General features: G+C 44.3%; 13 protein-coding genes. 4 read left to right on the forward strand and 9 right to left on the reverse strand.

Annotated elements, in window-relative coordinates; genetic code table 11:
* Positions 1 to 581 precede the first annotated feature (581 nt).
* Positions 582 to 1496 carry a hypothetical protein gene (locus L2W36_RS08330; RefSeq protein WP_107166309.1) on the forward strand — a complete coding sequence of 305 codons (915 nt, stop codon included), beginning with the start codon at positions 582 to 584 and terminating at the stop codon, positions 1494 to 1496.
* Between the two features lie 255 nt (positions 1497 to 1751).
* Here the strand turns inward: L2W36_RS08330 and L2W36_RS08335 are convergent, their stop codons facing one another.
* The 8 genes from L2W36_RS08335 to L2W36_RS08370 form a co-directional block, all read right to left on the reverse strand.
* Entirely contained in the window at positions 1752 to 2624 is an 873-nt protein-coding gene (locus L2W36_RS08335; protein ID WP_236109791.1) for an HDIG domain-containing metalloprotein, read from the reverse strand.
* A 29-nt stretch (positions 2625 to 2653) separates the two neighbouring features.
* A complete protein-coding gene (locus L2W36_RS08340) occupies positions 2654 to 3922 on the reverse strand; it encodes an integrase (RefSeq protein WP_236109792.1) in 1269 nt (422 codons plus the stop codon).
* A 16-nt stretch (positions 3923 to 3938) separates the two neighbouring features.
* Positions 3939 to 4127: a hypothetical protein gene (locus L2W36_RS08345; RefSeq protein ID WP_038230201.1), complete on the reverse strand. Its 189-nt coding sequence runs from the start codon at positions 4125 to 4127 to the stop codon at positions 3939 to 3941.
* A 458-nt stretch (positions 4128 to 4585) separates the two neighbouring features.
* Positions 4586 to 4864 carry a 50S ribosomal protein L25 gene (rplY, locus tag L2W36_RS08350; RefSeq protein WP_006071740.1) on the reverse strand — a complete coding sequence of 93 codons (279 nt, stop codon included), beginning with the start codon at positions 4862 to 4864 and terminating at the stop codon, positions 4586 to 4588.
* A gap of 167 nt (positions 4865 to 5031) precedes the next feature.
* Positions 5032 to 6393 (reverse strand): ATP-binding protein, encoded by a 1362-nt coding sequence (locus tag L2W36_RS08355; RefSeq protein ID WP_236109793.1) that lies wholly within the window; start codon positions 6391 to 6393, stop codon positions 5032 to 5034.
* Complete coding sequence (locus L2W36_RS08360) at positions 6386 to 7042, reverse strand: response regulator transcription factor (RefSeq protein ID WP_038230203.1); 657 nt, start codon at positions 7040 to 7042, stop codon at positions 6386 to 6388. Before L2W36_RS08360 ends, L2W36_RS08355 begins: the two co-directional genes overlap by 8 nt.
* A gap of 14 nt (positions 7043 to 7056) precedes the next feature.
* Positions 7057 to 7470 carry a PepSY domain-containing protein gene (locus L2W36_RS08365; RefSeq protein WP_236109794.1) on the reverse strand — a complete coding sequence of 138 codons (414 nt, stop codon included), beginning with the start codon at positions 7468 to 7470 and terminating at the stop codon, positions 7057 to 7059.
* Positions 7471 to 7540: 70 nt separating this feature from the next.
* Positions 7541 to 9277: a DEAD/DEAH box helicase gene (locus L2W36_RS08370; protein WP_236109881.1), complete on the reverse strand. Its 1737-nt coding sequence runs from the start codon at positions 9275 to 9277 to the stop codon at positions 7541 to 7543.
* A gap of 70 nt (positions 9278 to 9347) precedes the next feature.
* Here L2W36_RS08370 and rsuA point away from each other — a divergent pair, with 70 nt between their 5' ends.
* The 3 genes from rsuA (at position 9348) to L2W36_RS08385 (ending at position 12134) form a co-directional block, all read left to right on the forward strand.
* On the forward strand, positions 9348 to 10046 hold the full coding sequence (gene rsuA, locus L2W36_RS08375) for a 16S rRNA pseudouridine(516) synthase RsuA (RefSeq protein WP_236109795.1): 699 nt from the start codon (positions 9348 to 9350) through the stop codon (positions 10044 to 10046).
* Positions 10047 to 10275: 229 nt separating this feature from the next.
* Positions 10276 to 11481, forward strand: a complete 1206-nt coding sequence (locus L2W36_RS08380; RefSeq protein WP_062459378.1) for a Bcr/CflA family multidrug efflux MFS transporter — start codon at positions 10276 to 10278, stop codon at positions 11479 to 11481.
* Positions 11481 to 12134, forward strand: coding sequence for a DUF2913 family protein (locus L2W36_RS08385; RefSeq protein ID WP_062459382.1), 654 nt, complete (start codon positions 11481 to 11483; stop codon positions 12132 to 12134). The genes L2W36_RS08380 and L2W36_RS08385 overlap by 1 nt, the downstream gene beginning before the upstream one ends.
* A gap of 65 nt (positions 12135 to 12199) precedes the next feature.
* On the opposite strand, the gene L2W36_RS08390 is transcribed toward L2W36_RS08385, so the two are convergent.
* Positions 12200 to 13621, reverse strand: coding sequence for a DUF2867 domain-containing protein (locus tag L2W36_RS08390; RefSeq protein WP_236109796.1), 1422 nt, complete (start codon positions 13619 to 13621; stop codon positions 12200 to 12202).
* Positions 13622 to 13823: the final 202 nt, after the last annotated feature.

A 13823-nucleotide genomic window follows, 5' to 3' on the forward strand; every position in this document is an offset into this window, starting at 1 on the left:
CTTCTTTTCTTTCTGCTGGTATACGAGACAAAGTTTACTCAATACCGCCCATACTGGTTAAATTTTAACAGTGACAACAATCCTGCCAGAGGGGGATACCAAATAGTCAAAATCTAGTAACGAATTAAAATGACTGGCCATCACTTTTCATGAAGGATGGCTTTTTCGTTTTTATAGTAGTTGCAACCGTCTTTGTAAAATGGGGCAGGCCTTGTCTTTTGCCCTACGTATTCTCATCTATATGCCCGGTATTCACAAGAAATCATAACTCAGAATTGTCCATTAGACTTCGTACCCCATGACTCACCGCCATACTCAAAAATAAAGTACAATTTTTTGAAGAAAGCTTGCTGTGTTTTAAAAGATTTGTTATTCATAAAATATGAAACGAATTTATGTGAACGCAATTAACACGACCACTACCACCATGATAGATTTCGGGGGGTAGCTTTTTGCGTCTTTAAAAAACCCTCTGAGTGAAATTTCCAGAGGGTTTTTTTATACCTAAAACTCTAATTTAATTAGTGAAAATCAAAATTTTCTGAGTTGAACAGGATAGACAAGCTTTACTTGGAGCAGATATGAAATTAGCAAAAAATGAAAAGATAGATAACTCGGCTCCGCAGGTGCGTGGTGAAGCAAAGGCTCCCACTGGGGCGGCTGAAACAACGCCAGTCATCATTTACGGCAAGCGTCGTATCAAGGATGGCATGTTAGAAGAGTTTAAGATCCAATATCAAGCATTTTCCAAGTCTGTCTACGAGAGCAATCCAGACGTTAAGGCTATCTTTGCATTTCCTGACAAAGAAGAACCATTGGTTTACTGGCATGTTATCTGGGTTAAGAGTGCAAATGCTTTCGCTAACGATTGGGGCCGACCAACTGAGAGTGAACCGTTATGGGCTACTTATAAAAGTACAGCAGAAGATCCTGATACACTGATTGTGTATGGTGGTTGGGATAAGGATACACTTGCTGAGACTCAGAATATTCCATGTGTGCGTTACGATTTTAAGAAAAGCATGGCTGGTTTTATTAAAGCTGATGGCGGAGGAGAAGAGGGCCCTGCATTATTTGGATTTACAATGCGCTATGTAAAACCAGGCCAGATGAAAGAGTTGGGGACTTCTTTTCAGACTGTATGTAATTTATGGTATGAAAAAATTCCAGGGATCTTGATGGCCGCTGCATTTCCTGATGAAAAGACCCCGAATTTAGTCCATGACTTAAGACTCTTTGCAAACCATAGCGCATTTTTGGCGCATGTAGATAAATCAGATAAAGAGTTGACGGAAGCGATGGGAAGGTGGTTTGAAAACTACGACACAAGCATCCCATTCACAGGTCAGCTTTACGCCGCCAACACGAAAGATGATGCTCTACATACAAGCTCGATCAAGTCCAGCTCAACGCCGCGAGCGCAGCTTGAGACGTTCCATTTTGGGGAGTCTGGTATGTTGGGCCAGATGCCAAATATGACGAGAAACGACTCGTGAACAATCGACTCTAATAATTCGAAAAACCAGGCCAATGTTACGGCGCTTCATGCCTCTACATTGGCAGGTGCGCAACGCATAAACCATGGTATTACCTAATCTAAAATTGTCGCTATAGAGTGATTAATCTAAATTGTTTATGTCCAGAAACGTGCTAGCGAGAGCTATGTCAAATCTCGCTAGCATGCTCGACGAATGCGAATTTACGGAACATCAATTAAAGCTGATTAAAGTGCGCCTAACCTCGTACGTGTTCTACCCAAAACGCTTAAGGGGCGTTCTAGAACGCAAAAACCTAGTGACCTTTCCATTATCACGCACGACTTTAAACCAGAACCGGCTAGGCATCCCCTCAAACTTTCTAACACAGTCGTCGTCGCAGGCAGAGTCCTTATCTGCATTGCGAACAATGCTTACGATAGGGCTACTCACATTTCTAACGCTCGCGCTTGTCGCCCAGCAAGCCTCTAGAATGTCAAGCCAGCTCGGTTCCCACCTGTAGAGTGCGCTTATTGCTTCGGCAAGTATCACCATGGTTTTTTCTTCATGGCTATTTGGCACGTATTTAAGCTCGTTTGTACAAGCAGCATGGAAGCACTTGCCAATATCGTGAAAAAGGGCGCCGATGATACCTACTTGTACTTCCTCGTCAGACTTATTGAGCGCGGAGAGGCGATCGAGCGTAAGCTGGGTAACTTCTACCGAATGTGCTAACAGTCCATGTGGACACGAGTGATGATTGTCCATACTAGCAGGGATGGTGATGAATGCTTCCAACAAGCCTTCGTCATGCTGCAGTTTTTCAACGAAGGGTGTTAAGGCTGGGTGGCTCACCTTTTCTACAAAGTTGTTGAGCTTGAGAAAGTCATCGATGAAGGTGGCATTTAGGCTAGCCATTCTATTTTTGTAGCCTTCTGGCAGTGGAATCAAAAGGGGGAGTATGTTTTCGGAATCGGGTTTATGGGAGCGCCAATAGATATTATTCAAATAGACACTTCCGTGGCATTTTAAACTCGAGGCATTTGCTCCGAAGAAGCGAGTAGAGCTCGCATCACCTGCAAGTAAAATGTCAGCAAAAGGAACGGTTCCTGTTCCAACGTTTACGACAATACCAATTGAATATGACATGTCTTTCTCCTCAATTTTATTTTTTTGCACTATCTACAGGGCGCAGGCACACGAACTTCACAATTATTTTCCCAAATATCGAGTGGTTCGACCTCTACCCAGGTTAATTCAGCCTGTTTTGTGTAGATTTCGGTTGTCTTAGTATTGCTGTGAGCCATTCGTGCGCTTGGGTTGTAGCCGCGTCGTTCAAACTCTCTAGCGGACAAACCGCGTATCTCGTGAAAAGTCGGGCGTTCGGCTTTTGGTAGGTTCGCTTTTACACCTACTTCATCGCGAACGCGACTGAATGCTTTACTCAGGTACTGGCTATCAAGTTGAAAAGGGTGATCGTTGCCTTTCGCCGTTCCTCTTTGTGATTGGCGCGGACGTCGTCTAACTGCGTAGGGGCAAACAAGGCGATCGGTTTTTGCTAGTTCTATGGTTTCATAAATGCCTCGAGTCACAGGGATAGCGACCCGAGAGCTGTCATGGTTTCTGGATTTTTGTCTGTGGATGTAGAGCGTGCCATACACTTCGATACCATTGATGCGCATTGGCTGGCGTTTGTCGTTCCAAACAATGCCACATACGCCTTCTTTAGGGCGGGGGATGGTGTGTTTGATTCTCGTGATTTCTTTCACCGCATGAGTCGTTTCAAAAGCGAGTCTCATTGCTACTTTAAGAAACGTAGGGGCAGCGTCATGAATCGCCATGAAGTCTTCCATTGTTAATGGCTGACGTGTCTTCTTGCCTTCGCTGCGCGTGATTTTTCGGTTCTTTTTGTTGCGCATGAAGTTATCCAAGATGTAGGTCTTATCCGCGAGGTAGCTCGCCAACTTCTTAATATGAGCAAGAATGTTATTGAAGTTTTTAGCGCTCGTAGACTGGTAGTGTTCTTCAAGAAACTCATTGACCAGTTCTAAATTGAGGTTACGTGTTAGCACTCCTCCTAACTCGCTCTCAAGCTTAACCATGGTGCTTCGATACTTTTGTAAGTAACCGTCGGAGAGCTCTTCTCGTACGACTTCTTTATCCACAATCTGAATAGCGTCGCTTAAAGGAACATTGAAGCGGCTCCCGGTTGGTTTCTTGGCGTGGCCGTCATCGCTTATTCGGTCAAAAATAGCTGATGTGTCGCGGTAACGGATGTTGTAGTTCGTTGCTTGCATCTTAGCGATATGGGGCGAGACGCCAGGCGGGAGCGTGATACGAGTTTTATCGATGAGTTCCAACTGGAATCGGATTCGACCTTGCGCATCTCTGTAGCGATAGAGATAGGGTGGAAGGTCTGAATTGCGCGCGGTGCGTCTGCGTCCCATATCGTCTTACCAAAGCTTATAGATCAGTGCGAGCGGTAAGAGAAAGGACGTACTCGTCGATGACCACCAGCCTTTTACCTGTGGGAGTCAGGACGAAGGTGAGCAATCCGCGATCGAGCCAGTTATAGACAGTGCGGATACCAATCCCAGAGTCGGGATAGAACTCATCGAGAAATTGTTGGGGTTTCAAAGTCCGATATTTCATAAGCGCCTCCATTAGCAGCAAACATCACGCTTTTATTGTGGCGACTAAAAAGTAGAGGAAAGCGGATTAAGCAGCCCAAATGACGTCCCTTAAAGAAAAATGGCACTTTATTGAGTGTTGGTATGTTGGCTAAATGGCTTTCCAGCTAGGCAATGTTTTGAATGTTTATTCACTTTTCTAGCCTGATGGTAGGGGCTGAAACCGGGGTTTTCAACTACTGTATATTGTAATTATTTTGTAATTTTACTGATCGTGAAGGGGAGTGCGAAGAAGAGAGAAGGGTAAAAAGTCTTTATTAACCATAGGTTAAGAGAGTTTTGCTCCCTTTTAAAACGGTGAAACCCCGATGTTGGTAGCATCGGGGTTTCGAATTTTTCAAGAATTCTTGGTTGGTAAAGCCGAGAATCTTTTTTATGCAAAAGGTTTGGATTTGATCCGAATAATTCCTTGGTAGGGAATTAGATGCGGATGAAGTCCATGTGCTCAACTTTTGGCTTGAACGCGTGACGTTGAACGTCTTGTGGCTTAACCTTAACTTCTGCGCCGTCGATCACTAGAGTGATGCCTTCGTAGAATGCTGGCTTGTCCATTTGGTTGATCACGTCATCGTGGTTTAGAGCGATAGAAACAGGTGCTGCTTCACCACCGTAAACGATTGCTGGGAATTGGCCAGCGTGACGTAGGCGGCGGCTCGCACCCTTACCTAGTTCAGTACGTACTACTGCTTCGAATTTCATAGTATTTACTCTCAAAATAGTAAAATTAAAGTAACTGTTTTGACGTAGCGACCTAGTCAAAACTATAGCCGTTCCGAAGTATCGAATCGATACATTCAAAACGAGCGCGGATACTAACATTCAAATCTAGGCGGAGCAATAGCAAATCGCTTATAACGTTACAATTTTTACTCTTTTGCACGTTGCAGTTTAAGGACTGCTCGTAAACCGCCCAATTTGCTCGATTCCAAAGCTAAATCACCTCGATAGCTATGCGCCATCTCATTGACTATATTAAGCCCTAAACCGGTGCCGGGTATCGTTTCATCTAGGCGAACTCCACGTTTCAGCACTTCTTTTAGCTTCTCTTGAGGTATGCCGGGGCCATCATCTTCGACGATGATAGCGATCTCGTGATTATCGAGCAGTTCGGAATATACGCGGATGAAGCTGTTACCCCATTTGTAGGCATTTTCTAGTAGGTTGCCAAGCATCTCGTCGAGGTCCGCTTTTTCTACTGCTACGTATTGATCGGTATCCAGTTCGCTCACCAAAGCGATATCGCGCTGAGCATAAACCTTATCGAAAGCCAATGAAATCGCATCGACGCGTTCACTCGGTGATGACTTAACAGAGAGAATATTCATTGCGCCTGCCATTCGAGTTCGACCCAAATGGTAATCGATATGTGCTTGAATCTGCTCTATCGAGGGTTGTAGCCTCTGTCGGTCTTGTTCTGAAAGTTGGTGTAACTCATTCTTTAACACCGAGAGCGGTGTTTTGAGTGCGTGCGAGAGGTTACCTGCGTGATTACGTGCGCGCGCTAATAACTCTTGATAGTGGAACAATAAGGCATTGAGGTCGCTTACGAGTGGGGCAATTTCTTTGGGATATTGTTCGTCCAGTGTTTGTCGCTCACCCGTTTTTAATAGTTTCAGTTCTTTCTGCATCTTCCCTAAAGGTCTGAGTGACCAGCTGACTTGAACTACCACTAAAGTCAGAATACCAATGGAAAGAACACCTAAGATCAACCAAAGTTGGCCTGTCAGTAAATTTAAGGTGTCATCGATACGATCTTCATCTTGGCCAATAATTATTGTGACGCCGTCACTTATATCGGGTAAGAAGACTGTTCGCTTTATGGCAATAAGTTTCTCGTCTTTGGCACCGAAGTAAGTTGCTTTGTGTTTCTCATTCTTTATTCGAATGGTGCGATCCCATAAAGATCGAGAGCGTAGTTTGTCTGAACCACTGTCGACGCTCCAGTACATACCACTGTATGGCTGATTAAAGCGTGGGTCTGAAAGACGAGTTTGTAAAACCAGTTGTCCTTGTTTATTCACTTCTAGATTAGCGGCGATTTCATCCATAGTCAGTCCAAGCTTAGTTTCTAAGTCTTGACTAAGGTAATCACGGACTAGACCTGGAATGAGAATACCGGCGGCGATCATCATGGCTGACAACCACAAGGTGGCTGCCAGCAATAATCGCGTTTTTAGACTGAGTCGCTTGAACTCTGTTTTGAGCCGAGTCGCGCTAATATCAGGCATTAAGTTGATACCCTAAGCCACGTACGGTTTTGATGATTTTGGGAGCGATTTTTTTACGGATTCTACCGATGAACACTTCAATTGTGTTTGAGTCTCTATCAAAGTCTTGTTTGTAGATATGCTCGACTAACTCAGTACGAGAAATGACCTTGTCGGCATTATGCATAAAGTAAGCAACGACCTTATATTCCAGTGCGGTTAAGCTTACTGCGTTACCTTGCCACATTACTTTTGAAGTTCGTGTATCTAAGCTTAAGTCACCGACTTGCATCAACGGAGAGGCGTTGCCAGAAGCGCGTCGTAGTTGAGCTCGGATACGTGCAATAAGCTCAATCATCTCAAATGGCTTGGTAAGGTAATCATCTGCACCAGCATTTAGGCCCTCAACGCGCTGACTTAAAGTGTCACGTGCGCTAAGAATGACGACTGGTGTGTTAATGTTTTCGTCTCGAATGCCTTTAAGTACCGTCAAGCCATCAATCTTAGGAAGTCCTAAATCCAAAACAATAGCATCCCACTCTTCTGACGTAGCGCGGTAAAGCGCATCGATTCCGTCTTGGGCAAGTTCTGGCACCCAACCTGCGCTTTCTAGAGTTTCTAATATTTGTTCACCCAGTCTTGGGTCATCTTCCACGACAAGAATTTTCATTATTGTTCTCTATTTTATTTTCTTATGACTCTTTGAAGATTATGGCCTTTGATTTCCATCATCTCCAGTGTGGTGGCGTTATATTCGACTTTAATAACATCTTGTTCATGAAGCAATTTTAGCTCGTAAATCCACTCATCGTCGTCTTCTTCTAGTTCGACTTTGATCACTCGACCATTGAGGTCGCGTTCTACCGTCGCAAACAACTCAGAAAATGGTTTGATAAGCCCTTGCTGTACAGCGTCATAGACCTCGTCTTGGTCCTCTTCAAACTCAATGCGGGCACCATCCGGTTGCACATCCTGCACGAGGTCGTGACCACTTGGTTTGCTTGAGTCTAAGAAAAATTCGGCATGGGCGCTAAGCGGTACTGCCAATAATAGGGAGAGCGAGACGATAGATATTGTCTGTTTGGTTTTATTTAGCATGGCGGAGACCCAATATTTTCAACATAGTTAAAATATACATTTGCAAACATGAATGAAAGCTGAACAGTGATTAGTTCAGTTCGTCGTCAAAAACTTTGTCTCTCATTTTCCAAAATCGACCACTTTTTCTGGCTATGACGAATGCGGGCAATCGGAAACGATGTTGATTGTTCACGACTTTTGTTGGCGAAGTGGCATCAAACTCACGATGCTTGTCGGCCAAATGTGGGCGTACAAACTTAGCGAGAAACGATTCTTTCTGCTTTTTGGTATTTAATGACCAAAACTCGCTGACTTGGGCATCGTTCTCTCCAATATAGTTAACTCTAAGACTGTTTTTACCTTTTTCATCTTTATGAACAACAAGGTTCATGTCGGTGCATTCGAAGACTAGCGCGTCTTTGAGGTTAAGGGCTTCTTTGAGTTTTTTATCTGGGTCTACCAAAGTGGCGTCGCATTCGTGACAGATTCGCGCGGCGATATCGTTATCCGCGCCGCATTCAGAGCAGTACTTGGCTCTAAAGCGATAGTCACAGTGTTCACGTTCTCCGGTTTCTTCGTCGGTGAAATAGCCCTGACATTTGCGACCAAAGTGCTCAATTAAAAAACCATTGGCATCGAGTTTACCCCAGAAGTCATTATTGAACCCGCACGCAGGGCAGGGGATGGTGATAATTTCGGAATCAGAATCAGGTTTAGGGTTGCCGACTTCAGGTTGATACAAATCGTACGTGTTGCCCGCATAGTCTAGAACGAGACACTCTGACTTGCCCTCTGATAATCGTAAACCACGGCCAACGATTTGCTGATATAAACTGACGGATTCGGTTGGACGAAGAATTGCAATCAGATCAACATGGGGCGCATCGAATCCAGTAGTTAAAACCGAAACGTTAACCAAGAACTTGATCTTACGATTTTTGAAGTCACTGATGATAGCGTCGCGCTCAGGTGTTGGCGTATCACCAATGACAATTTGGCTGTTTTCACTCGGTAGCAGCGACAGGATTTCCTGCGCATGACGAACCGTCGCAGCGAAAATCATGACACCTTGTTTGTCTTCACTATAGCGTTTTATTTGCTCCACAATTTGCGGTGTTGCACGTTTTGATTGCTCAATAACAAGATCCATTTCAGATTCTTTGTATTTACCCATACTGGTAGGTTTGAGCTGAGAAAAGTCGTAGCTAAGGACCGGAGCGTCGATCAGTTTCGCAGGTGTTAAAAAGCCCTCATCGAGCAAGTATTGGATAGGAAGCTCGAAGATACAATCTTTAAAGAAACGAGCTTCGTCGTTGCGAACCAGTCCTTTGGTGTGATATTGATAGATCCAGCCAACGCCAAGACGATAGGGGGTTGCAGTTAAACCAAGGATCTTAATTCCAGGATTAATCTCGCATAGGTGGCTGATCACTTTTTGATAGCTTGATGTTTTGGTTTCTGGTACACGGTGACATTCGTCGATAACAAGCAGTGAAAATTGATTGGCAAATGCATCCAAGTTTCTAACTACTGATTGAACGGAGGCGAACACCACTTGTTCGGATGTCTCTTTTCTACCTAAGCCGGCAGAGAAAACAGAGCCTTTGAGTCCATAGCCTTCGTATTTTGCGTGATTTTGTTCTACGAGCTCTTTAACGTGCGCTAGAGCCAAAACACGACCTCGCGCTAGCCTTGCAAGTTCGGCAATAACTAAGCTTTTTCCAGCCCCAGTGGGCAATACGATCACCGCGGGGGTGTCGTTTTTGCGGAAATAGTGGATAACAGCTTTAACAGAATCGGCTTGGTAGGGGCGAAGCGTGTACATACGGCTCAGTTTTACTCTACATTTCAAAAAACCGCTCTATAATACCTCACGAAATGAAAACGAGGTATTCATGCGTTTAGATAAGTTTTTGTGTGACGCTTTAGGCGCAACACGTAAAGAAGCAACAAAAATCATTAAATCCGGTGATGTTACCGTTGATGGCTTAGTACAAAAGAGCGGTGCATTTAAAGTCACTGAAGATAACAGTGTCGAATGGCAAGATAGAGAGGTCCGCATGCAGGGTCCGCGTTATATCATGTTATTCAAACCAGATGGCTTTGTTTGTTCTCATGAAGATGGCTTTAATCACACAGCGTTTGTGTTGCTCGATGAGGTCAAAATGGAGAACCTTCATTTTGCAGGTCGCTTAGATGTTGATACAACAGGTTTGGTGTTAATTACAGACGATGGTCAGTGGTCTCATCGAATTACCTCACCGAAACATAAATGTGCAAAAACTTATCGCGTATGGTTAGCAGACCCTGTGCAAGATAATTACATCAAGGCATTCGAAGAAGGCATTGAACTTAGAAATGAGAAAGCGCCAACTCTGCCAGCACAACTTGAAATTATTGATGAAAAAGAAGTGTTATTAACCATTCACGAAGGCAAATATCACCAAGTCAAGCGTATGTTTGCGGCGCTAGGTAATAAAGTTGAAGGTCTACACCGTGAAAGCGTCGGTGACATTGTTCTTGATGAAATGCTTGAGCCAGGAGAGTATCGATATCTCACTCAAGAAGAAATTGACTCTGTCTGGAAAAAGTAATACTAATAAACTGTTTTGATAGATAAAACGTCTACTCGTCCAGAGTAAAAGTAATACCCGTAATGAGTCATTACTCTCGAACTCTGAGAGCCTTCCTTATATTACGGTTACCCCGAAGATAGCGCTCTGTTGTTGCGCTATCTCACTTCACTCAATGGGATAAATTGAGTCTAGGTTGTTTATTTGTTGGCACGGATCGCACACAAATAAAGATTTCATTAGGAGCGATATGAGTTCTAAACCAGTATCGCAGCCCGACATACCTCAACTAGGTTTAGTTCTTTTCCTAGTTCTCGGAGCCATAGGCGCGTTAACGCCTCTTGCTATCGATATGTACTTGCCCGCGATGCCAACTATCGCACAAGATTTAGGGGTAACAGCCGGGGCTGTTCAGATTACATTAACGGTATACACTGCCGGATTTGCTATCGGCCAACTTTTACATGGTCCTCTCGCTGATAGTTTTGGTCGCCGGCCGATCCTGCTATTTGGTGTGTTCTTTTTTGGCGTTGCTTCAGCGATATCAGCCACCGCGACGACCATTGAATCTTTAACTTATATTCGTACTGCCCAAGGCTTTGCGGGTGCAGCGGCAGCGGTCATTATCCAAGCTGTGGTTCGCGACATGTTCGATAAGGAAGATTTCGCGCGTACCATGTCTTTTGTCACCTTAGTCATTACCTTGGCTCCGTTAGTGGCGCCTATGATAGGGGGCCATTTGGCGGTCTGGTTTGGGTGGCGTTCGATATTTTGGGTGCTGACAGCATTTTCTGGAGTGGTAATAGCAGCGGTACTTTGGAAAATTCCGGAGACTCTAGCTCCAGAAAATCGACAACCACTTCGTTTTCGAACCACGATCAGAAATTACCTGAGGTTGTGCAAGAATCCGGTCGCGATGGGACTGATGTTCTCTGGAGCGTTTTCGTTTGCTGGTATGTTTGCCTTTCTTACCGCGGGCTCGTTTGTCTATATTGATATCTATGGTGTGACGCCAGATCAGTTTGGATATCTGTTTGGCCTGAACATTGTCACAATGATCATCATGACCAGCATTAATGGCCGTATGGTGAAGAAAGTTGGCCTACATGGCATGCTTCGTTTTGGGCTAAGCATTCAGCTGTTCGCAGGTCTAGGACTTTTAGCGAGTGGTATTTTAGATCTTGGGATTTGGGGCACGGTTCCTTTCGTTATGTTATTTATTGGTACGCTGTCGACCATCGGTAGTAATTCAATGGGCTTGTTGTTAAGCGGTTATCCAACGATGGCGGGCACGGCTTCTTCACTTGCAGGAACATTGCGATTTGGTACTGGCTCTGTCATTGGAGCGATTGTGGCAATGCTTCCGGGTGGAACAGTTTGGCCTATGATTGCATTAATGGCTATTTGTTCGGTATTATCCGCCGCCTTATATTGGACGTTTGGGAAAAAAGCATAATGTCTGACTACTATTCAGAGATCCAAAAAGTCGTAAACAGTGCACTTGAAGAATTGGCGAATGAGCATGCTTCAGGCAAATTGATTAATTCTCCAGTGACTAACAATCACTTTCTTGTTCGATGGGTAACAAAAGCGATAAAAACTCAGCGTTTTGGGAAAACGACCAGTGCTAACCTAATTCAATGGCAGAAATCTGGGCGTTCCAAGGGTAATGATTCAATGCTTGAACCTTTGTTTAAGCGCATTTCTGCTTACTATGCTGAGTTTTTTTCTGGTGACGTACAACCAGTAACTGATGCAAAGATTGAACAGTTTATTGAAGACATGGAAGCGGCGGGTTGGGGTGTCTGCACCTCAGAGATTCTGACTGATGGCAGTAAAGTTCAATTCTTCACCGATGGTCATAACTCTTTCGCACTGTGCGCGAATCAATGTGACGACTGCTTTGATGCAGAAAACCTGGTGAAGCCGATGAGTTGGTTTGTACGTGGTAATCATGCGGAGTTTGTGACTAAAGCGTACGAGGCTGGCTTTATGCTCCACAAACGCACTGATTACAAATCGAAAGTAAAGTATCACGGCGAATATCTTATTTATCCAATGAACAAAGGGACACAGCTAGCTGAAATCCCTCTGTCATTTAAAGCTTAAGTTAAAGCTTAGTAGTATGAGAGTATAATTGTCGCAAAGCATAGAGGTTGAAGTATTTGTAACGACTAGGCTTTGCGACAGATCGCCCTTACCATTCCTTTAAAAATGAACAAGTGTGCAGGCATCATTGCAAACCAATAAAGCAGACCTTTGAATCCTTGCGGGTGCCACCACGCAGTCACGTTGATTTCTCTTTTGTCGCCATGATCAGTAATGGTGAATTCCAGTCGCCCCAGTCCAGGGCCTTTCATTCCGAACAATAGTGACAGAAAATGCGGCTTGTCACATCGAATGACTTTCCATGAATCGATAAAGTCACCCACTTTTAATTCTGGTCCTTCAGGTGAGCGCCTTATTGGTCTTCCTGCACCAAACAGTACATCTAACCATTCTCGAGTGCGCCACAGTGTGTTAGCAAAGAAATAGCCTTCTTTCGGACTGCCGATTTGTTTGACGACCTCCCAAAGCTGCTCAGTGGATTTATCAGTGAAATAGCTGGCCCCAGTCTTCTTTGGGTAATAGCCAAATCCTGCTTGCCATCGCGTTAATGCCGCAGGGTCGTAGCCCCAAACATTGCTACGAACAAAGGTACCTTCTTTTTCTATGGTTTCTGAGACTGAGTCAGAGTAGGAAACCATATCTTGTGGGTAACGAGCTCTGATTGCTTGAGAATCGGCGATAAAGTCATGCTCTAGCCCTGCCAATAATGCTTTGCCAATGCTTGAAGGAACCGAAGTTACAACACCGAGCCAGTATGAGGCGAGTTTAGGTGTAAGAAATCGCGTTGACCAGAGTCGTAGTGGTTTGTTTATTTTGCTGCAAATAACGGCGAACTGCTCGCGGTAAGACAAGGTATCGGGGCCACCAACCTCATAAATAATTGAATCGGGTGATGTCTCTTTAGCCAGTTCGATTAGGTAATAATTGAGGTTTTGTAAAGCAATAGGATTCGCTTTGGAGTCCACCCATTTGGGGGCGATTAAGATAGGTAGGTTATAGACGAAATCCCTCATGATTTCGTAAGCGGCAGAGCCGGGGCCTATAATAACACCTGCACGCAGTTCGGTAATTGGCACTTTACTGGTACGAAGAAGCTTGCCGGTTGCTTTTCTGGCTGCAAGGTGCTCGGAATTACCAGTTTGAGGTTGAATTGCGCTGAGATAGATGACGTGTTCAACATGACCAATATCGAGCGCATCTTTGAAGTTTTGAGCAAGAGAGAGCTCGTAGTCCAAAAAGTCATGGCCATGAGCCATACCATGTACCAAGAAATAAACGATATCGAACTTAGGAATGAGTGCCATTGTGGCGTCTCGATTAGCGAGATCAAGATACTCAAACTTAAGCATCGAGTGGGGGACGACACGGCTTTTTAGGTAGTCTATTTGACGAGCCGCTGCTGTTACTTCGTAGCCTTGGTCCAGTAGGATAGGAATGAGCTGAGAACCGACATAACCCGACGCCCCTAATACCAATACGCGCTTCATATTCCGTTATCTCTCTTAATTGTTATCTCTATAAAATTTAACACATTTTTCTAGTTTATCTTCATTTGTTTACAATACATGATGGCTAATTAGGGTGTTTTCACGCGTATATGTTCCAAATTCCAATTCTTTTAAAAAACGATATCTTGAATCGAAATTGAGCTAAACCGACTCAATGTAGGGGCTTTATGGCCAAATTTGC

Source organism: Vibrio sp. McD22-P3, assembly GCF_021568915.1.
GTDB lineage: Bacteria > Pseudomonadota > Gammaproteobacteria > Enterobacterales > Vibrionaceae > Vibrio > Vibrio mediterranei.